Raw genomic sequence first — 24311 nt, 5'->3', positions numbered from 1 at the left:
TTGTTGGTAAGTCCTCGGCCGATTAGTACCGGTCACCTGAACACATTACTGTGCGTACAGTTCCGGCCTATCAACCCCATCATCTGTAGGGGGCCTTACCCCACCCGAAGGTGGGTGAGAAACCTCATCTTGGAACAGGCTTCCCGCTTAGATGCTTTCAGCGGTTATCCCTTCCGAACGTAGCTAACCAGCAGTGCTCCTGGCGGAACAACTGGCACACCAGAGGTTCGTCCGTCCCGGTCCTCTCGTACTAGGGACAGGTTTCCTCAAGTTTCTACACGCGCGCGGCGGATAGAGACCGAACTGTCTCACGACGTTCTAAACCCAGCTCGCGTGCCGCTTTAATGGGCGAACAGCCCAACCCTTGGGACCTACTCCAGCCCCAGGATGCGACGAGCCGACATCGAGGTGCCAAACCATCCCGTCGATATGGACTCTTGGGGAAGATCAGCCTGTTATCCCCGGGGTACCTTTTATCCGTTGAGCGACACCGCTTCCACACGCCGGTGCCGGATCACTAGTCCCGACTTTCGTCCCTGCTCGACATGTACGTCTCACAGTCAAGCTCCCTTGTGCACTTACACTCAACACCTGATTGCCATCCAGGCTGAGGGAACCTTTGGGCGCCTCCGTTACACTTTAGGAGGCAACCGCCCCAGTTAAACTACCCACCAGGCACTGTCCCTGAACCCGATCAGGGTCCGAGGTTAGAAGCCCAATACGATCAGAGTGGTATTTCAACAACGACTCCACCCACACTAGCGTGCCGGCTTCACAGTCTCCCACCTATCCTACACAAACCGCACCGAACACCAATACCAAGCTATAGTGAAGGTCCCGGGGTCTTTTCGTCCTGCCGCGCGTAACGAGCATCTTTACTCGTACTGCAATTTCGCCGAGCCTGTGGTTGAGACAGCAGAGAAGTCGTTACGCCATTCGTGCAGGTCGGAACTTACCCGACAAGGAATTTCGCTACCTTAGGATGGTTATAGTTACCACCGCCGTTTACTGGGGCTTAAATTCTCAGCTTCACCACCCCGAAAGATGATTAACCGGTCCTCTTAACCTTCCAGCACCGGGCAGGCGTCAGTCCGTATACATCGTCTTACGACTTCGCACGGACCTGTGTTTTTAGTAAACAGTCGCTTCTCTCTGGTCTCTGCGACCACCACCAGCTCACACCGAAAAAGTGATCACCGGTCGTGGTCCCCCTTCTCCCGAAGTTACGGGGGCAATTTGCCGAGTTCCTTAACCACAGTTCACTCGATCGCCTTAGTATTCTCTACCTGACCACCTGTGTCGGTTTGGGGTACGGGCCGTGTACCAACTCACTAGAGGCTTTTCTCGACAGCATAGGATCACCGAATTCACCACAACGGCTACGCATCACCTCTCAGGCTCAAAAAGACACGGATTTGCCTATGTCTCACCCTACAGGCTTACACCAACTATTCCACCAGTTGGCCCGGCTACCTTCCTGCGTCACCCCATCGCTTGACTACTACACCCAAGGTCCCACGCAGCCACCATCAGAGAAATCCGAAGAAATCAACGACAGCTTTTGGATGGTTAGTACAGATGATTCATCACTGGGCGCGGATACACGGGTACGGGAATATCAACCCGTTGTCCATCGACTACGCCTGTCGGCCTCGCCTTAGGTCCCGACTCACCCTGGGCGGATTAACCTGGCCCAGGAACCCTTGGTCATCCGGCGGACAAGTTTCTCACTTGTCTTTCGCTACTCATGCCTGCATTCTCACTCCCACACCCTCCACAACTGGATCACTCCGCTGCTTCCACGGATGCAGGACGCTCCCCTACCCACCCACACCACTACACACCCACCCGCAGGCAGGCATGGATGAAATGTGTGAGTGCCGCGGCTTCGGCGGTGTACTTGAGCCCCGCTAAATTGTCGGCGCAGAATCACTTGACCAGTGAGCTATTACGCACTCTTTCAAGGGTGGCTGCTTCTAAGCCAACCTCCTGGTTGTCTCAGCGACCCCACATCCTTTTCCACTTAGTACACGCTTAGGGGCCTTAGCCGGCGATCTGGGCTGTTTCCCTCTCGACTACGAAGCTTATCCCCCGCAGTCTCACTGCCACGCTCTCACTTACCGGCATTCGGAGTTTGGCTGACGTCAGTAACCTGATAGGGCCCATCGGCCATCCAGTAGCTCTACCTCCAGTAAGAAACACGCAACGCTGCACCTAAATGCATTTCGGGGAGAACCAGCTATCACGGAGTTTGATTGGCCTTTCACCCCTACCCACAACTCATCCCCTCCATTTTCAACTGAAGTGGGTTCGGGCCTCCACAACCTCTTACAGCTGCTTCACCCTGGCCATGGGTAGATCACTCCGCTTCGGGTCTAGACCCAGCGACTCACACGCCCTATTCAGACTCGCTTTCGCTACGGCTACCCCACACGGGTTAACCTCGCCACTGAGCACTAACTCGCAGGCTCATTCTTCAAAAGGCACGCCATCACCCACCACCCAAAGGTGCGCAGGCTCTGACGGATTGTAAGCGTCCGGTTTCAGGTACTATTTCACTCCCCTCCCGGGGTACTTTTCACCTTTCCCTCACGGTACTAGTCCGCTATCGGTCACCAGAAAGTATTTAGGCTTACCGGGTGGTCCCGGCAGATTCACAGCAGATTCCACGAGCCCGCTGCTACTTGGGAACAATCGAAGCCAGTCAACACGCTTTCAGCTACGGGACTCTCACCCACTACGGCAGACCATTCCAGGCCACTTCACCTAACATGTCGATTTATCACTGACCCACCGCACGGCAGCACGATGAACGATCACCCCACAACCCCACACGCACAACCCCTGCCGAGTATCACATACGCATGGTTTAGCCTCCTCCGCTTTCGCTCGCCACTACTCACGGAATCACACTTGTTTTCTCTTCCTGTGGGTACTGAGATGTTTCACTTCCCCACGTTCCCTCCACACCCGCTATACATTCACGAGTGGGTAACACCACATCACTGGTGCTGGGTTTCCCCATTCGGACACCCTCGGATCACAGCTCGTTTGACAACTCCCCGAGGACTATCGCGGCCTACCACGTCCTTCATCGGCTCCTGGTACCAAGGCATCCACCGAACGCCCTCAAACACTTACAACAACACCCACAAACACACCCCACACACCAAACAGTGCCCGAGGCGCGAATGCGGACAACAAACAAAAACAACGATCACAACACGCGATCGCACAAACCAGAATCGAAATTGCAGAACACACAAACCCAACAACAACAAATGCTGCCGGGCTAGATGCTCGCATCCACTATGCACTTCTCAAACAACACACACCCACCACCCCCAACACCCCACACTCGAGGCGGAAAACAGTGAGCACCAAGACAACCCGCGCAGAACGCGTGTTCCCTCAGAACCCCGATAGTGTGCTTCGTCCACAACCGCAATCACTCACGGTCGACCACCCGCCGGCCCGCCCGCATCTCGCAGGCCACCGACAAACAAATGATGGTTTCTTGTGTTTCACCCATGAACAAACACCGACCCGATACACATTCGGCACCAGCATCGACGTGTTGTTTGCTCCTTAGAAAGGAGGTGATCCAGCCGCACCTTCCGGTACGGCTACCTTGTTACGACTTCGTCCCAATCGCCGATCCCACCTTCGACAGCTCCCTCCACAAGGGTTAGGCCACCGGCTTCGGGTGTTACCGACTTTCATGACGTGACGGGCGGTGTGTACAAGGCCCGGGAACGTATTCACCGCAGCGTTGCTGATCTGCGATTACTAGCGACTCCGACTTCATGGGGTCGAGTTGCAGACCCCAATCCGAACTGAGACGCGCTTTAAGGGATTCGCTCCACCTCACGGTCTCGCAGCCCTCTGTACGCGCCATTGTAGCATGTGTGAAGCCCTGGACATAAGGGGCATGATGACTTGACGTCATCCCCACCTTCCTCCGAGTTGACCCCGGCAGTCTCCTGCAAGTCCCCGGCATAACCCGCTGGCAATACAGGACAAGGGTTGCGCTCGTTGCGGGACTTAACCCAACATCTCACGACACGAGCTGACGACAGCCATGCACCACCTGTACACCAACCACAAAGGGGGGCCGTATCTCTACGGCTTTCTGGTGTATGTCAAACCCAGGTAAGGTTCTTCGCGTTGCATCGAATTAATCCACATGCTCCGCCGCTTGTGCGGGCCCCCGTCAATTCCTTTGAGTTTTAGCCTTGCGGCCGTACTCCCCAGGCGGGGTACTTAATGCGTTAGCTACGGCACGGAACTCGTGAAATGAGCCCCACACCTAGTACCCACCGTTTACGGCGTGGACTACCAGGGTATCTAATCCTGTTCGCTCCCCACGCTTTCGCTCCTCAGCGTCAGTTACTACCCAGAGACCCGCCTTCGCCACCGGTGTTCCTCCTGATATCTGCGCATTTCACCGCTACACCAGGAATTCCAGTCTCCCCTGTAGTACTCAAGTCTGCCCGTATCGCCTGCACGCCTGCAATTGAGTTGCAGAATTTCACAGACGACGCGACAAACCGCCTACGAGCTCTTTACGCCCAGTAATTCCGGACAACGCTCGCACCCTACGTATTACCGCGGCTGCTGGCACGTAGTTGGCCGGTGCTTCTTCTCCAGGTACCGTCACTTACGCTTCGTCCCTAGCGAAAGAGGTTTACAACCCGAAGGCCGTCATCCCTCACGCGGCGTCGCTGCATCAGGCTTGCGCCCATTGTGCAATATTCCCCACTGCTGCCTCCCGTAGGAGTCTGGGCCGTGTCTCAGTCCCAGTGTGGCCGATCACCCTCTCAGGTCGGCTACCCGTCGTCGCCTTGGTAGGCCATTACCCCACCAACAAGCTGATAGGCCGCGGGCCCATCCTGAACCGCAAAAGCTTTCCACCACCAACCATGCAATCAGTGGTCCTATCCGGTATTAGACCCAGTTTCCCAGGCTTATCCCAGAGTCCAGGGCAGATCACCCACGTGTTACTCACCCGTTCGCCACTCGAGTACCCAGCAAGCTGGGCCTTTCCGTTCGACTTGCATGTGTTAAGCACGCCGCCAGCGTTCGTCCTGAGCCAGGATCAAACTCTCCAACAAAAAATGCAGAAACCACAAGATTTCAACACAAAGCCAGAAAACAGAACCTGACCAAATCCAAAAAACTGACATGGTAAAAAATTCATCCAAAACACTCACCAACCCCCAAAAGGGCCGGCAAGCACAATCTGTCCAAAAATCTCCCACGCCACAAAACAAAAAAAATTAGTGGCACAAGAAATCCAAAACACACTATCGAGTTCTCAAAGAACACACACCCACCAGAACCAACCCCCACAAACAAGGGCCGAACACCAGCAGACATCTGCAATTATCTGTCAGCCACCCCGTCTCCGGAGCAACCTCACCAGCCTAACACAATCCTCCAGACACCCACCAATCAGTGATCCCTCACAGGACTCACCGAATAGTCGAAGCTTTCAGACCCGATTCGGCCGACCCCGCACAAGAACACCGCGACCGAAATCGCGGCGATCAGAGTAAGGGGACGTCATCGCGGCCTCGCCGCTCTGACTCCGAATAAGTTACGCAATCGGCGCCCTTGAGGTCAAATCGGCTGGTCAGCGGCCCGCGATCCTTGCTCATCGCGACGATGAGGCCGGTCGACCAGACGGTCGGGCATCGAATCCGCATGAGTCACAGTGACGAAACTGGAGCCGCAGGTTTGCTATGGCGCGGATTGGCGTCGATTCTTCGACCTACTCCTCAGGCGATGCCTCAGAGGTAGAGCGTCCGGTACTTCACACTGCCGGCGATCCTGCCGACGAGGTTCCCGGTGATCCACACCCACTCGCCCCGTCGACTCCGAGACCACGCCCACGGCCAGACCGGACACATCCCCACCACCACGCCGGCGTGCAGAAGCGGCCACCACCACTGCCTGCCCGGAGCCCCGTAGTCTCGGGCCACCCGGGCCTCCTCACGGCCGTAGTCGATCACCTGGTCCCACGATTCGCGCATTCCGGTGCGGTACCGGTAGGCGACCAAAGCGTCACGCGCATAGCCGAACTCGTAGCCGCGCGTCTGCACGCGCCAGCAGAACTCGACGTCACTGCCGGCCGTCGGATAGCTCTCGTCCCACCCACCGACCGCGTCGAAGACCGAGCGACGGACGCCGAGGTTGCATCCGAACGTCATCGGCAGAAAGCGCCCCAGCACAACGGGTTCGGCCGGATCCGGCAAGGCGCGCCATGCTGCGACCACCGGGTCGTTGAGCGTCTCGCGCTCCAACGGTCCGCCGACGATGTCCGCGGAACCGAGGGCCTGGACGATTGCACGCAGCCAGGTGGGATGGACGGCGTCGTCCTGGTCGCAGTACGCGATCAACGGATACCGAGCAGCTCGGGTCCCCACATTGCGTGCGTGGGACGTGCCCGCAGTTCCCGAGGCGTCGACCCAGCGCAGGTCGAGCCGTCCACGCAGTGGGTGGTTCAGTGCGAACCATTCCAGGTCGGCCGAGCCCTCGTTGTCACTCAGGATCACCTCGAACGGCTCCGTGAAGTCCTGGGCGGCAAGGGCCTGCAGCTGGACGTCGAGTTCGGGCAGCCCGCGGTAGCACGCGATGACGACGGAGGCGCCGATAGCGGCACTCATGACGTCTCCTTCCGGTTCGATGACGCGATCTGTGCTCGTATCCGTCCGGCTGTCAGGCCGTCGTCGGCTGCCGCCATCGATCGCAGCACCGACAACAGGTCGTCGACGACGGCGGCGGCGGTCGCGGCGTCCAGGAGCGCAACCGGGTACAGCAGAGTGCCGCGCAGCCCGGCCGGCCGGCCGTCTTCGCGCAGTTCGAGCAGCGTGACCTCGAGTTCGTGCTTGGCCACGACTGCCGCGATCGGTTCCTGCGCCACGGTCACCGTGCCCAGATCGAGTTCCGTCAAGGCAGTATCCGAGACTTCGGCCTGCTGGAGGATGAGCGTCGCCGGGAACACCGGATGACCGGTGGCCCCGCCCGGGCCCCGGGTCACACCGAGGTGGTCGAGCAGATCGGGCACCGTGACGTCCGCGTGCGCGAATCCGTCGACGAGTTGCCCGTGCACGTCGGCGATCATGTCGGCCACCCGGTGATCATCGGACGCGTCGATCCGCATCGGAACATCGTCGGCGAAGTTCCCGATCACGCCGTCGACGGCAGCATGGACTCGATTCGCGTTGGCCGTCGCCAGATGGACCGCGCGGTCGGCTCCGGCTGACGAATCGATCCGTGTGGACAGGACCAGCGCGAATGCCGCCTGCAGCACGGGGAACAAGCCACCGCCTCGACTGCGGGCGAGACGATCGAGCTCTCGGTGCAACTCGGGTTCGACGCTGATCCCGACGGAGTCGCCGCGGGAGTCCCACACCTGTGGTCTGGGCCGGTCGGTCAACAGCTGCGGCCCGGGTAGCGCGTTCTCCCCGAACCTGCTCGTCCAGTGATCGAGCGAACGCCGGAAGTGCTCGGTCCGCGCATCGGGTGCGCCGACGATGCCGGATCGCCAGCGCGCGTAGTCGCGGTACCGCACCGGCGGTGAAGTCAGTTCGGGGGCGATGCCGGTCGCACGCGCGGTGAACGCGGTCAGCACGTCGCGCGCCAGCAGCGGCATGGACCGGCCGTCGAAGTTGAGGTGATGAAGCACCAGGAGCAGCACCGCAGTGTTGTTCCCGCTGTCGTCTGCACTCGTGAACAGTCTGGCGCGCAGCGGGATCCGGTCGAGGTGGAGTGGCTCCCAGGCGGCTGCGGAGACCGCGTCGGCGAGCCGGCCTGCGTCCACCTCGACGGGTACCAGCCCGTCGCGAAGCGCGGCGTCCACCTCTGGCATGCCGAGGACCTCCCCCACGGGCAGCAGTCCGTCGTCCTCACCCGATTCCGCCGACCGGTAGCGCGTGCGCAGTGCCTCGTGCGTGTCGAAGACATCGCGAAGTGCAGCGTGCAGCGCCGTGCGGTCGAGCTCGCCGGTGAAGCGCAGGGCGATCGGTACATTCCAGTCGGCGCCCTGCCCGGCTCGGACCGCCTCCCATATCCGGCGCTGCGCCGGAGCGAGCGGGATCGGCCCGTCGTCGTCGATCCGAACCAGTTCGGGAGTCTCTGTCGGCGCCGCACGCTCGATGCGCGCCGCCAGATCTCCGAGGTCGGCCGCGTCGAAGACGGTCCGCACGGGCACAGAGCGGCCCGAGAGCGCCGCCAGCCGGGCCGCGACACGTGTCGCCGTCAGCGAGTTGCCGCCGAGCTCGAAGAAGTCGTCCGACATGCCGACTACCGGCGCCCCGGTCACCTCCGAGACCACCTCGGCGACGGCGCGTTCGACCTCGGACTCGGCAGGCCGGTGGTCGCGCCGACGTCGTTCGGGGCGAGGAAGCCGTGCGCGATCGACCTTTCCGTTGGCGTTGTACGGCAACGCTTCGATCCGGTGCACGTCGGGTCGCAGGTAGGCGGGAAGCCGGTCCGCCAGCGCGCCGGTCAGTTCCTCCGTGTCCGCATCGCCGGTGCCGAAGGCGACCAGCCGCGCGCCGCCGGGACCGTCGACCGCGGTGACAGCGGCGTCACCGACGCCGGGGCATCGACGCAGCACGGCCTCGATCTCGCCGGGTTCGACTCGGAAGCCGCGTATCTGGAGTTGGAAGTCGGCGCGACCCACGTATTCGAGCAGTCCGCCGCGCGTTCGACGCACGAGATCACCGGTCCGGTACATGCGGCCACCGCCGGCCGGGTCGGCGACGAACGACGCGGCGGTACGCGCCGGGTCGGCGTGATAACCGCGCGCGAGTTGCGGTCCGGCCAGGTACAGTTCGCCGACCACTCCGACCGGCACCGGATGAAGACGCGCGTCGAGCACTCGCGCGCGGACCGTCGGCTGTTCTACTCCGATCGGGATCCGCACACACTCGTTCTCGGTTCCGGGGGCGACCTCGTGCCCGGTGGCACTGACGGCGAATTCCGTCGGCCCGTAGAGGTTGTGCACGTCGGCGGTGCTGCCGGAGGCGCGCAGCCGGGCCACGAGTTCGGGCGGCAATTCTTCGCCGATGCACAGCACCGTGCGCACCGAGCCGGGCAGCTCGCCCGCGTCGAGGATCATGGACAGGGACGAGGGCACAGTCGGGAGGACGCTGACTCGGTGCTGAGCGATCTGCCTGCGCAGCGCGGTCCCGTCACGCTCACTGCCGGGCTCGGCGATCACGATGCGCGCACCCGCCTGCAGGGCCCACCAGTACTCCCACACCGACAGATCGAAACCGGCCGCGGTCCGCAACAGGACGGTGTCGCCGCGTCCCAGTCGATAGCGCTCCTGCATCCACGCCAGCTGGGTGCTCACGGCCGCGTGCGGCACGCTCACTCCCTTCGGGGTGCCCGACGACCCCGACGTGAACAGGACGTATGCCGCCGATTCGGGATGAGGCGCCCGATCGGGACGATCCGCTGCCCGCCACTCGGACGCCGCGTCACCGCACGCGACATCGGCGAGGTCGGCGACACCGGCGAGGTCGGCGAGGTCCAGATACGCGCGGTCGCCGGCCGGCGACGGCCCCACACCCAGCACCAGTGCCGGGTCGGCGACCTCGAGGATCATGGACGCGCGCTGCGGCGCCGACGGATCCACTGGGACGTAGGCGGCGCCGCATGCGACGACCGCGTACATGGCGACCAGTTGATGCAGGCCCCGCGGCGCGGTGATCGCGACACGCTCCTCGCTCCCGACGCCGCCCCCGACACCGCTCCCGATACCGTGGTCGCGCAGCGCGGCGGCGAGGAGCCCGACACGCTCCGACAGTTCGCCGTAGGTGACCTGTTCGGTACCGTCGACCACCGCGACCGCGTCCGGGTGCTGCTCGGCGCACCGCACGAATCCGTCCACGAGACCGCGGGTCTGCGAGCCGGGGCACGGGTGGTCCGGCGGTGCCGCCGAGCCCGCATCGGGCTCATCGTCGCCGAGCACGGGCAGGTCGCCCACCGGGAGGTCGGGGTCGTCGAGCAATCCGGCCAGGATCCGTACGTACCGCGCGGCGAACTCGGCGGCGGTGGCTTCGTCGAACAGGTCGGTGGCGAAGACCAGTTGGCCGGTCAGGCCGGGTTCGCCGCGTTCGGCCAGGGTGAGGTGAAGATCGAACTCCGCGACGTCGGGACTGTCGTCGACCACGGTCACGTCCAGTCCGGGCAGTTCCATCGACAGGCCACCGATGTTCTGGTACGAGAGCGCCACCTGGAACACCGGATGGTGATCGACGGATCGGGTGAGGTCGAGCCCGGCGACCACGGTGTCGAACGGGACTCCGGCGTTCGCGAAGGCGTGGAGCGCGGCCTCTCGACTGATCGCGAGGGCCGTGGCGCCGGTGGCCGCCCCGTGAATGTCGGTGCGGAGTGCGAGCATGTTGACGAACATGCCCACGGCTCCCTGCAGCCGGGCGTGCACCCGGCCGGCGCTCGGCGTGCCGATGACGACGTCGCGGTTGTTCCCCAGCCGGCCGAGCAGGACGGCGAGTGCGGTGTGCGCCACCATGAACACCGTCGCGCGGTTGCGCGCTGCGAAGTCGACCATCCGTGCGTGCAGGGCCGGCTCGACGGCGAACTCCACGCGCGCCCCGCGTCCGCTCGGCCGCACCGGGCGGGGCCGGTCGGTGGGCAGGTCGATCACCGGGGATGCACCGCGCAGCCGCTCGTGCCAGCTCGCGAGCGCCGCGGCGGCCGTCCCGTCGGGTTCGTTGAGCCAGGAGTGCTGCCAGACTGCGAAGTCCGCGAACTGCAGTGGCGTCGGCGCGCAACCCGTCGTGCAATCCACAGCGTTGTCCTGTCCCGTGTCCGAATCGCCGGTGAGCCGGGTCCGGTATTCGGCCGCCAGCTCGCCGGCCAGTGTCGCCACCGACAGTCCATCGGCGCTGATGTGGTGCAGGACGAGAACGAACGTGTGCCGGCCGGTCCCCTCCTCCGCGGACAGCAGCGCCGCGCGGACGGGCGGGCGGGCGGTCACGTCGAATCCACGGCCGGTCACCGACCGCACGGCCTCGTCGATCCGGGTCTCCGGCACCGCCCGAAGTTCCACCTCGAGCCCGTGGTCGTGACCCGGCCGAATCAGCTGGCGGGGTCCGTCCGGGGAGTCGGGATACGCGGTGCGCAGTACCTCGTGCCTGCGCACCAGCGCGTCGACCGCGCCCAGGAACGCCGGCACGTTCAGGTCACCGGTCATCCGCAGCACCAGCGGGATGTTCTCGGTGCGCGCGTCGGGGTCGAATCGGTTGAGGAACCACATGCCCTGCTGGGCCGGGGCGAGCGGAATGTGCTCGGGCCGTTCGAGATCGCCCGGGCCGGGACCGGAGACGGGAGAACCGGCGTCGAGCCGGGCGGCGAGACCGGCGACGGTGGGCGCGTCGAAGAGGTCGGCTACAGCCAGTTCCCTGCCCGTGCGTGCCCGCAGCAGCGCGACGGTCTGGGCGGCCATCAGCGAGTTGCCGCCGAGGTCGAAGAAGTGCCCGTCGCGTCCGAGTTCGGTCCGGCCCAACGCCTGTGCGAAGGCTTCCGCCACCATCACTTCGGAGGTTCCGGCCACGGCCACCGGACCGGTGGACGCGAACTCCGGCTCGGGCAGTCGGCGGTGGTCGACCTTTCCCGACGGGGTCAGCGGCAGCTCGGCGAGTTCGACGAATGCGGTGGGCACCGCGTACGACGGCAGGGTGGCGCGCAGGCGGTCTCGCAGTGCGTCGGCGACATCGGCACCGTCGGCCGGCACGACGTATGCGACCAGAGTGGTTCGACCGTCGGGGCCCGGCCTGCCGGCAGCGACCGCGGCGCGAACCTCGGGGCAGCCGTGGAGCGCGGACTCGACCTCGCCCAGTTCAACGCGGTGTCCGCGGATCTTGAGCTGCGCGTCGAGCCGGCCGAGATGCCGCAACTGCCACTGCTCCTCGCCGACGGATGCGGCCGCCACCAGATCGCCGGTCCGGTAGCGCCGCGACCCCGGCGGCCCGTCGGGATCGGCGACGAAGGTGACGGCGGTGAGGCCCGGGCGGCCGTGATAGCCGCGAGCGAGTCCCGGTCCGCTCACGTAGGCTTCGCCCGCGGCGCCGGGCAGCACGGGCCGCAGGTCGGCGCCCAGTACGCGGACGGTGGAGCCGGTGATGGCTTCGCCGATGGGAAGTCCGTCGCGTGTAGCCCGGATCGGCCCGGCGAGCGTGGCCATCACCGTGGTCTCCGTGGGGCCGTAGGCGTTGAAGAACCGCGTGCCGCGACCGATCCAGCGGTCGGCGGTAGCCGTCGAGCACGCGTCGCCGCCGACGATCACGGTGGTCAGCTCGGGCAGTTCCTCGTCGATCGTGTCGAGAACCGCCGGAGTCAGGAAGGCGTGAGTCACGGCCGCTTCGCGAAGGATCGACGAGAGGTCGTCGGCACCGTAGACCGACCGGGGAACGACGACCGCCGTCGCCCCGGCATCGGCCGCGAGCAGCAGTTCCAGGACCGAGGCGTCGAAGCTCGGCGACGCGAAATGCAAGACGCGCGAATGCTTCTCGACACCGTAGCGGCGCTGCTCGGCCACGAACGATGCGATGCCCCGGTGCGTGACGGCGACGGCTTTCGGCCGTCCGGAGGTTCCGGAGGTGTAGATCAGGTACGCGGTCTGGTCCGGGTGGGGCGCGGCGCGCAGTTCGTGACGCCCGAGAGGTGAGACGTCGTATCGGGCGAGTTCGGCCTCGATCGCGGGATCGTCGAGTACGAGTGCACCGCCCAGCGCGGCAACGCCTGCCGCGGTCAGGTCGCGGTCGGCCACCGTGGTCACGATCAGCGCGGCAGTCGAGTCCTCGAGCATGAACGCGACCCGGTCGGCGGGATGACGCGGATCCACCGGGACGAATGCCGCGCCGGTCGCGGCCACCGCGCGGGTGGCGATCACCGAGAGATAGGAGCGCGACAGGCACAGCGCCACCGCCGTCTCCGGCCCGGCCCCGCGGGCGATCAACAGACGGGCGAGACGGTTGGTGTGCGCGGCGATCTGCTCGGATTCGTGGTGTCGGAGCCGACCGTCGGCGTCGACGGTGATCATCCGCTGGCCCGGGGTGGTCAGCACGTCGCCGAGGTAGCGGTCGGCCGGAGCCGGTCCGCCGCGGGTGATCTCGGTCAGCGCCGCCCGTTCCGCCGGTGTGGTGAGGTCGATGGCTCCCAGCGCGCCTTCGGTGGCTTCGACCCGCTCACCGGCCATCGCCAGGATGACGCGTTCCCAGCGATTCAGCAGGGTCGCAGCAGTCCTGGCCCGGTACGCCTCTCCCCGATGAACCACGGCCAGCTGCAGACCGCCCGATGCGTCGGGAGTCGCCGTGAACTCGATGTCGAATCGCGCGACGGGCACGTCGACGTGGAGCATGTTCGTGGCGAGCGCTGCGCCCTCGCCGCGGGCGGCCGGATGCGTTCCGTCGACGGTGAGAGTCGCATGGATCAGCGGATGGCTGTCGCGGTGGCGCGGGAGGTCGAGTAGGTCGACTATCTCCTCGATGTCCAGGTCACCGTGGTCGAGGGCGCCGAGCACGGTCTGCTGCGACTGCTCGATGATGTCGCGGACCGAACTCTCCGGCTCGACGGTCGTGCGCAGCGGAACGGTGGTGACGAACATGCCGACGGTCTCAGCGACCCCGGGTGCTTCGCGGCCGGACAGCGGGGTGCCGATGATGACGTCGGTGCCTCCGGCGCTGCGCGCCAGCGCCACGGCCAGAGCCGCGTGCAACACGCTGAACAGCGTGGCGCCGGATCGCTCGGCGAGGGCGGCGAGCGCTTCCCCGGCGGCGGAGTCCACCGCCGCGCGATGCACCCGCGCCACCTCCTCGGGCGCTCCGTCCGGCCGGGGACGAGCGGCGTCCTCGACGTCGGCGAGCCGGTCGCGCCAGTACCTCAGATGCGCGGCGGCGCTGGAGGACGGATCGTCGACCGACCCTCTCCGTGCGGCGCGATGGCGCAGATGATCGGCGTACGAGACGGAGGGAACGTCGAAATCCGGTGCGCCTCCGAGGACTCGGGCACGGTAGGCGGTGGATGTGTCGGCGGCGAGGATCCGCATCGACCACCCGTCGGCGGCCACATGATGCACGGCGAGCACGACCACCGTGTGATCGCCGTCGGGCCGGACCACCACGCGCAGCGGCAGATCGACGGTCAGGTCCATCGCGGCTGCCAATGCCGCGGTCACCGCCGGTTCGCCGGCTGAGCCGGCGTCGGTGCCCGGACCGAGGACCGTCACCAGTGCCTCCGAGCTGTACTCCCCCGGCGCCAGTACCTGCGGGCGGGGCCCGTCGACGCTCTCCGGGTAGACGGTCCGGAGAACCTCGTGCCGGTCGAGGACGTCGGCGATCGCGGCGGTCAGCGCCGGGACGTCGATCCGGCCCGGGATGCGGAGCGGAGCCAGGATCAGGTAGGCGCTGGAGGCGGGATCGATGCGGTTGTGCAACCACATCTGCCGCTGCGCCGCGGCCAGCGGCATCGGATCGCCCGGCTCGCCCGGCTCGGCCTCAGCGGCCGCCTGCGAAGCGTCCCGCTGGTCGGCGAGCGCGGCGAGGGCGGCGGCGGTGCGGTGGTCGAAGACCTCACGCACCGCCAGCCGCGCGCCGAGCCGTTCCCCGACGGCCGCGACCACGCGAGTCGCGGTGAGCGAGTTTCCTCCGTGCTCGAAGAAGTCGTCGTCCACACCGACGCCGTCGCCCAGCAGTTCCCGGAAGATCCCGAGCATCGCCGTCTCCGTCGCGGTGGCGGGTTCCCTGACGACGTGGTCTCCGCGGACGGGGGTCGCGGGCAACGGCAGCGCCGCCCTGTCGACCTTGCCGCTGGCCGACAGCGGCAGCGCGTCGGTGGTCAGAATGTGGGCGGGCACCATGTGCTCGGGCACCCGATCCGCGAGATGTGCCCGAAGCGTCCGTGCATCGGCTGCGGAGCCCGCGGCGGGGACCACGTGCGCGACCAGCTGCGGTCCGGACCGCGGATCGTCGTAGGGCACCACGACGACGGCCGAAACGTCGGGATGCGCCGCGAGAGCGGCTTCGATCTCACCCGGCTCCACACGCTGTCCGCGCAGTTTGATCTGGAAGTCGCTGCGACCGCAGAACTCCAGTTCCACGTTCTGGCGCCCCACACCGCCTCGCCGCTCGACACCCGCGGCACCGGCAGCAGCCCCCGTGCGCCGCCAGCGCACGAGGTCGCCGGTGCGGTAGAGCCGCTCGCCCGGACCGAACGGTGAGGCCACGAATCGTCCGGCGGTGAGCGCCGGACGGCCGTGGTAGCCGCGGGCGAGCTGGACGCCGCCGAGATAGAGCTCCCCGGTGACGCCGATCGGCACCGGTCGCAACCGGCGGTCGAGGACGTGCACGGTATTGCCCTCGGTGGGGTTGCCGATCGAGACCGGCCGGCCGTCCAGCGAGCCCGGCGTGACGTGCGCTGCCGTCACGTCGACCGCGGCCTCGGTCGGTCCGTACAGGTTGTGCAGTCGGGCTCCGGTCCGCGACAGGACCGCCGCGGCCGATGCGCTGCCGAGAGCCTCACCGCTGGTGAACACGAGCCGCAGCGAGTCGAGACGGGCCCGCGTGCCGCAGGCGAGGAAGACGTCGAGCATCGCGGGCACGAAGTGGATCACCGAGATCCGCTCGGCGTCGATCAGCTCGGCCAGTGCCGACGGCTCACGGTGCAGCCCGGGCTCGGCGAGGACGGTTCGCGCCCCGGCGACGGTGGGCCAGAACAGTTCCCACACCGAGACGTCGAACGTGGTCGGCGTCTTCTGGAGGACCGTGTCGCCGGCGGAGATCCGGTAGCGCACCTGCATCCAGTCGAGCCGGTTCACGATCGCCGCGTGCGTGATCGTGACGGCCTTCGGTTCGCCGGTCGATCCCGAGGTGAACAGAACGTACGCCGGATGTGCAGCGCGCAGCCGACCGTTACGGTCCGCGTCGGTGATCTCCTCGTCGGACCGATCGAGATGCAGCAGTCGCGGATCGGTCACCGGTATGCGGCAGCCCGCGGGCAGCCTGGCGGCCGACTCCGGATCGGCGACCACCGCGACCGGCGCGGCGACGTCGAGCATCGCCGCCACACGCGCGGGCGGTTGCGCCGTGTCGATCGGCAGGTAGGCGCCACCGGCGAGGACCGTCGCATGGATCGCGACCAGCATGTCGACGGACCGGTCGACGGCGATCGCCACCGTCCGCTCCGGACCGACGCCCGCGGCGATCAACTCCCGTGCGGTGCGGTTGACGCGGCGGCGGAACTGTCCGGCCGACAGCGCCGCGGTGCCGCCCACCAGGAGCGGCCCGGTGACGGGGCCGCCCGCGCCCGCGAGCAGATCCGCCAGCGTGGCGTCGTTCGCCCGTACGACTGCCGCGGGCGAGGCGGGCGCCGGGTGGTGCTCCGGTGAGAGGATCTCGACGCGGTGCAGCGGCAGGTCCGGCTCGGCCACCAGTGCGCTCAGCACTCGTGCGAACATCCCGGCGAGGGCCGCGACGGTGGTCTCGTCGAACAGTTCGGTCGCGTAGGTCCAGCGGGTGCGCACCGGATGATCGCCCACGCCCGTCGGCGGCACGTCGAGCGTCACATGCAGGTCGAAGCGCGCCAGCGGCACCTCGATCTCGATGGGGACGGCGGTGAGGTCGCCGGTCGTCATCGGCGCCGGAACCGGGTCGCCGAAGGCGAGCATGACCTGGAACAGCGGATGGTGAGCGCCGCCGCGGTCGGGTTCGAAGGCGTCGACGAGCTCGTCGAACGGGACCTCCGACGCAGCGAGCGCGCTCAGGTCCGCGTCGCGGACCAGGTCGACGAAGTCGCGCGCGGGCTGCGTCTCGTCGATGCGGGTCCGCAGCACTGCGGTCTCGACGAACATGCCGACGACCTCGTCGAGAACGGCGGAGCTCCGGCCGGCCACCGGGGTGCCGACGAGGACGTCGTCGGCACCGCTCACCCGCGACAGCACCAGTGCCAGTGCGGCGTGGGCGACGTGGAAGAAGCTCGCTCGCCGTGTCGCCGCGAACGCGCCCGCGGCTGCGGCGAGTCCGGCGTCGAGCACCAGCTCGTGAGTGGCGCCCGCGCGAGTCGGCTGGACCGGGCGGGAGCGGTCGGTCGGGAGTTGCAGCGGTTCCGGCAGATCCGCCAGCATGCGTTCCCACTGACGGAACTGCGCCTCGATGCTCGGGTGCCGATCGGCGGGCGCGGAGCCGCGGGCGTTTCCATCGGTGTCCCCGAGCATCGCGGCCTGCCACAGGGCGAAGTCGGCGTACTGGACCGGAAGCGGGTCCGGCCGGCGACCGGTGTAAGCGGAGAGCAGGTCGGCCGCGAGCACCCGCAGCGACCAGCCGTCCGCGGCGATGTGATGGACCACGGTCACCAGAACGTGCACCGGAGGCCCGCCTGCGGCAGGCTCTCCGGCGGCGCCGGCGGCGACACGCAACAGTCGCATCCGAAGCGGGATCTCTTCGACCAGCGCGAATCCGGCGGAGGCGACCGCGGCGATCCGGTGGTCGAGCGCGTCGGCGGCCACCGTTTCGACCTCCATGGCGTCGAGCCCGGCCCCGGCGAGCGCCGTCGCGGTTGGCAGAATCTCCTGAACGCCGACACCGTCCCGGTCCGGGAACACCGTCCGCAGAGCCTCGTGCCGGTCGATCACCGCGGCGACGGCACGGTGCAGCGCCGCCAGGTCGAGCGGTCCCTCCAGACGCAGGGCGAACGGGAGATTGTAGGCCGCCGAACCCGGATCGATCCGGTCGAGAAGCCACATGCGGCGCTGTGCGCGCGAGAGCGGAATCGGGTCGGGTCGGGAAGCCGTGGTCAGCGTCGGGCGATCGACGGCGACCGCGGCGTCGACCGCCCGCGCCAGATCGGCGATCCGCGGACTGTCGAACACGGTCCGGACGGGGAGCGCCGCTCCCAGATCGTCGGCGATGCGAGCCGACAACCGGGCTGCGAGCAGCGAGTTGCCGCCGAGGTCGAAGAAGTCGTCGGTCACGCCGATCGGGCGGTCGGCGGCCGGCTCGCCGAGCAGGTCCCCGAGCAGGGCGATCAGCGCGTGTTCGGTCGCCGTCTCCGGCGCCCGGTAGTCGCGGCGCTCGCGTGGCGGCTCCGGCAGCGCCCCGCGATCGAGCTTGCCGTTGCGGTTGCGCGGCAGGTCGTCGAGCACCACGATCGCGGTCGGCACCAGGTACGCCGGAACCCGCTTGCGGAGTCCGGCCAGGACCGCGGCTACGTCGAGCCGGTCGGAGGACTCCGGCACCGCGTACGCGACGATCCGCTGATCGTGGACCGCCGCGGCCGCCGCGCGCACTCGCTCGTCGAGCACGAGGGCGTGCTCTATCTCCCCCAGTTCGATCCGCTGTCCGCGGATCTTCACCTGGAAGTCGTTGCGGCCGACGTACTCCAGTTCACCGTCGGCGCTCCGCCGCGCGAGATCGCCGGTGCGGTAGAGCCGGCCGCCGGTGCCCGCCGGATCGGCGACGAATCGGGCCGCGGTGAGGTCGGCCCGCCCCTCGTAGCCCGTGGCGAGCTGGATGCCGCGCAGGTAGATCTCTCCGACCACGCCGGGGTGCACCGGGTGCAGACGACGGTCGAGTACCAGCACCTCGGACCCGTCGACCGCGCCGCCGATCGGAACGGTGACCGCGGCGTCCGACGGCGACCACGTGTGCCGGGTGATGCCGACCGCCGCCTCGGTGGGCCCGTACAGATTCTCGATCCGCGCACCGAGCATCTCGTGCGCACGGCGCGCGGTGGAACCGGTCAGTGCCTCGCCGATGCAGAGCAGGCTCTCGGGCCGGTGGAACGGTTCGCGTGCGTCGTCGAGCGCGTCGAGATGGGCTTCGAGCAGCGACGGGACGAAGTGGACCGCCGTCGGCTCGGTGCGCCGGATCAGGTCGGCGATGTACCGGGGATCGGTGTGGCCGCCGGCGGCGGCCAGGACCAGCCGTGCCCCACTGATCAACGGCCAGAACAGCTCCCACACCGAGAGATCGAAGGTGGCGGGGGTCTTGAGGAGCAGGGTGTCGCCGGGCCCGACGGGGAATGCCGCCGACTTCCATCTCAGCTGCGCCGCGATCGCCCGGTGCGGCACCGAGACGCCTTTCGGGACCCCGGTGGATCCGGAGGTGTAGATCACGTAGGCCGGGTGGTCCGGCAGCAGCGGGAGGGTTCGCTCGGCGTCGAGGATCGGACCGGCGGGCGCCTCGGCGGTGTCCGTGACGTCGAGCACCGGGAGTCCGGACCTCGAGAGCACGGTTCCGGCCCGTGCGCCCGCGACCAGGATCGCCGACGGCGACGCGGACCCGAGGATCAGTTCGACGCGGTGCGACGGCCCGTTCGGGTCGATCGGGACATACGCCGCCCCCGCACCCAGGACGGCCAGGACGGCCTCGACCAGTTCGTACGACCGGTCGACGGCGACCGCCACGCGGTCGCCGGGCCCGACGCCGAGTGCGATGAGCCGCCGCGCCAGCCGCCGCGAACGTTCGGCGAGCGTCCGATAGTCGACGGCCGTGGCGGAATCGGCGCCGTCGGCCCAGAGCGCGACCTCGTCGGCGTACCGCGAGCAGGCCGCGTCGAGCAGTCCGGTGAGGGTGGTCCCGGTGTCTCCAGTGGTCCCGGTGTCCCCGGTCGGCACGGCGACCCGGGCCGCCGGTTGCGGCACGGACTCGACCGCCAGATCGCCCACCGGAGTGGCCGGGCTGTCGAGTGCGGCGTCGAGCAGTGCGATCCACAACGTATGCCATCGCGCGACGGTGCTGTGATCGAAGAGATCCGCGTCGTAGTCCCACTGCACCGCGATGGCGCCCGGGCGGCCGGGCGCGGCGTCGTCGGTCAGGGTCAGGTGCAGATCCGATTTCGCGATGGACGTGTCGGGCTCGGCGATCTCGACGTCGAGTCCGTCGAGGTCGACGCGGGTGGCGGCCATGTTCTGATACGAGAAGCCGACCTGGAACACGGGATGGTAGGCCGCCGAGCGACGCGGTGCGAGCGCGTCGACGACGACGTCGAACGGCAGGTCGGCGTTCTCGAAGGCGCCCAGATCCGTCTCCCGGACCTGCGCGAGCAAACGGTCGAAGCCCTGCTCGGGGCGCACGCGGCAACGCAGTGCCACGGTGCCCGCGAACATGCCCACCAGGCCCGCGAGGTCGCGATGTCCGCGACCGGCCACCGGCGTGCCGACCACGATGTCGTCAGTGCCCGACAGTCTCGCCAATAGCACCGCGAGCGCGGCGTGGTTGACCATGAAGGCGGTGGTCCCGGTGGTCGCCGCGAGCGCTCTGATCCGCCGCACCGATGCCGCCGGGAGCTCGGCGCGCAGCGAAGCGCCGCGCCCGCGCGCGACGGCCGGGCGTGGCCGATCGGTCGGCAGTGCGAGGAGTTCCGGCGCTCCTGCCAGCTTGCTGCGCCAGTGGTCGAGCTGACGGGCCGCGGTCGACGCCGAGTCGTCCGGCTCGCCCATCAGGCCGCGGTGCCACGCGGTGTAGTCGCGGTACGTGACCGGCAGGGGCGGCCAGTCGGGCGCCGCACCGCGGCGGCGCGCGCGGTACGCGACGCCCAGGTCGTGGGCGAGCGGAGCCGTCGACGAGCCGTCCAGGACGATGTGGTGAACCACGCACACCAAGACGTGGTCGTCGTCGGCCAGGCGCAACAGCGTCGGCTCCACCGGAACCCGGGACGCGACGTCGAACCCGATCGCGCACGCCTGCGCGATGCGCTCGTCGAGACGGTCGGCGTCCACCGGTTCCGGCAAGAGCGCACGCCGCGGCGGGTCGGAGAGCACCCGCTGGATCGGCCCGGCCGGGCTGTCGGGGTAGTACGTGCGCAGCGGTTCGTGACGCTCCACCACATCGGCGAAGGCGGACTCGAGCGCTGCCGCGTCCAGCGCGCCGCGCAGACGGAGGGTGAGCGGGATGTTGAATACCGCGGAGCCGGTGTCGAGCTGATTGACCACGCACATGCGCCGCTGCTGCGGCGAGACCGGGATCCGGTCGTCACCGGAGACCGTCGGACGCAGTTCGGGAACCGGCCGATTCAGGGGATCGTCCAGTCGCTCCGCGAGCGCCGACACGGTGGGCGCTTCGAAGATCCAGCGGACCGGCACCTGTGCGGCGAAGCGGACCCCGAGGTCGGCCGCGAGGCGGGTCGCCGACAGCGAATCGCCGCCGAGCGCGAAGAAGTCGTCGTCCGCGCCGGGAGCGGCGACGCCGAGGCAGTCGGCGAAGGCCTCCGCGACCGACTGCTCCGAGGCGGTCCGCGGCGCCCGGTAAGCGGCTCGGGTCACCTCCGGGACCGGCAGCGCCGCCCGGTCGATCTTGCCCGAGGCCGTGAGCGGCATGGTCTCGACACGCATCAGGGCGGCGGGCACGGCATGGGCGGGCAGTACCGTGCGCAGATGCCCGATCACGGCTGCGGCGTCCGCGGCCCCGGCGTAGTAGCCGGCGAGGGCCGGGCGGCCGGAGGGCGTGGTCGCGAGCGCGGCCGCCGCCGCGTCCACCCCGGGCACCGCCGCGAGTGCCGCCTCGATCTCACCGAGTTCAACGCGGAAACCGCGGATCTTGATCTGGTGATCGGCGCGCCCGCGATACTCCAGCGCACCGTCGGCGCGCCAGCGCGCCAGATCGCCGGTGCGGTACAGGCGCGCGCCCGGGGCACCGAACGGATCGGCGACGAAACGTTGAGCGGTTCTCGCCGGTGACCGGTGGTAGCCGCGGGCGACCCCGACGCCCCCGACGTAGAGTTCGCCCGTCGCTCCGACCGGCACCGGCGCCAGACGGCGGTCGAGCACCACCGCGTGGGTACCGGTGATCGGCGTGCCGATGGGTACGTCCGCGCCCGGCACGAGCGGGCCGGCGACGGTCGCCATGATCGTCGACTCGGTGGGCCCGTACGCGTTGAACATCGACCGGCCCGGCGCCCAGCGCGCCACCAGATCCGCGGTGCACGCCTCACCGCCGACGACGACGGTCCGCAGATCGGTCAGTGCGTCCTCGGGCACCGAGGCGAGCGCCGCGGGAGTCAGAAAGGCGTGGCAGATCCGTTCGCGGCGCAGCAGTTCGGCGAGCTCTCGACCGCCGTAGAGACCACCGGGCGCCACCACCGCAGTGGCGCCGGAGGCCAGCGCGAGCAGCAGTTCCAGAATCGACGCGTCGAAGCTCAGCGACGCGAACTGCAGGACCCGGTCTCCCGGCCGGACGCCGTGGCGTCGACGCTGCTCGGCGACGAAAGCGGCGCCGCCGAGGTGGGTCACCACCACGCCCTTCGGCCTGCCGGTGGAACCCGACGTGTAGATCAGGTACGCCGCGTCGTCCACTCGCAGCGGACGCGGGCGGTCGGCGTCGGTGACCGGTTCGTCGGGCATCGCGACGAGACTCGCCAGCACCCGTGGATCGTCGAGACGAACCCAGTCGGTTCGCCCGGCGGCCGTGGGTACCACCGTTCCCGGCCCGGCGATCCCGAGAGCGGCACCGCTGTCGTCGAGCAGGTACGCGATCCGCTCCGCGGGCAAGGCGGTGTCGATCGGGACGAACGCCCCGCCGGCGACGAGCACCGCGAGCTCGGCGACGACGGCGTCGGCGCCGCGCGTACCCAGCACCGCGACCACCGCGCCGGGCCCGGCTCCGCGTCCGATGAGCAGTCGAGCCAGCCGGTTGATCCGGCGCCAGAGTTCGCGGTGGGTCCACTCGACGCCGGCGGCGCGGAGCGCGGGCTCGTCCGCGTGGGGTCGCGCCGCCGCGGTCAGGATGTCGGGCAGCAGCCGTGCGGTCGGCGCCGCCGGGCCGCGCGCGGGCACCAGCGCCGCCCGTTCGTCGGCCGACAGGGCCCGCAGAGACGCCACCGCGGTGTCGGGTGCCGCACCGACGATCTCGTCGAGCAAGTGGAGGAACCGCCGGCGATGTCGCTGCAACACGGTGTCCGGATACGCGGAGGCGGCGCCCTCCAGGTCGATCCGAAGGTCGTCGCCGTCGCCGTAGACGGTGAAGGCCAGATCCTGGATGGGGCCGGTGCTCAGAATCCGGCTGCGGCCGAGACACTCGCCCAGCCGCACCTCGTCACGGAACATCATCACGTTGATCGCGGGTCCGAAGAACGAGCGGCCGACCGCGGACTCGTCCTGCTGCTGCGCGCGGTCGCGCATCATGTCCTCGAAGCGGTACCGCTGATGCCGGAGGGCACCGCCGAACTCCGCGGTGACGGCCCGAACCAGGTCGGCGACGGTGGTGTCGCCGTCCACCGTGGCCCGGATCGGCACCACGTTTGAGACCATTCCGCCCGAGCGCCGCAGCAGGGCGTTGGTACGAGCCGACACCGGAAGGCTGAGCACCACGTCGTCAGTGCCGGCCATCTGGGCGAGATAGGCGGCGGCCGCCGCCGCGACCACTGCCGCGACCGTGCTCGTGTGCTCGTCGGCGAACCGGGAGATCGCCGCCGCGGCGGCCGAGTCCACCTCACCGCCCGCGACGCGGGACATCCCGCCCGCGGCGCTGGAGACGTCGGCCAGCCGGATCGGGTCGGGCAGGTCTTCGAGCCGTTTCGCCCAATGCGCGCGGTCGCGCTCGAAGCGAGTGGAGGACCGGTACTTCTCATCGTCGGCGACGAGGTCCGCGAGCGTTCCGGCCCGTGTCGGGGATACCTCTTCGCCTGCGGCCAACGCCGAATACACCTCCGCGACGCGCTGTGTGAGCGCCGCTGCGCCGTAGCCGTCGAGCAGGATGTGATGCACCCGCATGTACCAGAAGTAGCGCCGGTCGCCGACGCGGAGGGTCACCGATTCGATCAGTCGGTCGGAGAACAGGTCGACGGGGGCCCGGAACTCGGCATCCATCCACGCACGGGCGGCCGCTTCCGGGTCCGGGCGGTCGCGGAAGTCGAGATGGCTCATCTCGTCGGGCGCGTCGTCGTCCCACCGCTGCGACGGGGCGTCTCCGGGGCGCTCAGCGGGAACGAGGCGGATCATCGTGACGCCGAACTCTCGCACCACTCGCCGGCCGGCCCGGGTCAGCAGGTCGAGGTCCAGCTCGCCGGTGACGTCGACGAACTGGGCGATCGATATCGGGGTGGTCGGGTCGAGTTGCTGGGAGAACCAGATACTGCGCTGCGCCGACGAGAGCGGGACGATCAAATCGTCGGATGCGGGTGCGTCGCGTACCGCGGCGCGCATGTCGTCAAGCGTCACTGTTCAATCTGCTTCTTCTCGGGTCCGACGGTGGTCGGGTATCGTCCGGGGTCCGGACGATCGTCCATATTTAGCGCAGGCTAACCTGCTTAGTGGAGGCTAACCTTAACACCGGTCGAGGACGATG

The 24311-nt window shown here is 67.9% G+C and carries 2 protein-coding genes and 2 rRNA genes; all 4 read right to left on the bottom strand.

Annotated features, from left to right (window positions below):
• Positions 1–2 precede the first annotated feature (2 nt).
• Positions 3–3143 (bottom strand): 23S ribosomal RNA (locus tag ACK8HH_RS04755).
• A 449-nt stretch (positions 3144–3592) separates the two neighbouring features.
• Positions 3593–5114 (bottom strand): 16S ribosomal RNA (locus ACK8HH_RS04750).
• The 16S and 23S rRNA genes sit together here, the layout of an rRNA operon.
• Positions 5115–5792: 678 nt before the next feature.
• Positions 5793–6668 carry a glycosyltransferase family 2 protein gene (locus tag ACK8HH_RS04745; protein WP_045540436.1) on the bottom strand — a complete coding sequence of 292 codons (876 nt, stop codon included), beginning with the start codon at positions 6666–6668 and terminating at the stop codon, positions 5793–5795.
• On the bottom strand, positions 6665–24184 hold the full coding sequence (locus tag ACK8HH_RS04740; RefSeq protein ID WP_412475587.1) for an amino acid adenylation domain-containing protein: 17520 nt from the start codon (positions 24182–24184) through the stop codon (positions 6665–6667). Before ACK8HH_RS04740 ends, ACK8HH_RS04745 begins: the two co-directional genes overlap by 4 nt.
• Positions 24185–24311 lie beyond the last annotated feature (127 nt).

It is taken from the genome of Gordonia sp. LUNF6 (genome assembly GCF_047041125.1).
Classification (GTDB): domain Bacteria; phylum Actinomycetota; class Actinomycetes; order Mycobacteriales; family Mycobacteriaceae; genus Gordonia; species Gordonia sihwensis.
Note: the sequence above shows the minus strand (reverse complement) of the source record. Positions and strands in the feature narration are given on the sequence as shown.

Bases quoted from the DNA above. Each gene is read 5' to 3' on its own strand.
- ACK8HH_RS04745 (WP_045540436.1), bottom strand. From the start codon at position 6,668: ATGAGTGCCGCTATCGGCGCCTCCGTCGTCATCGCGTGCTACCGCGGG.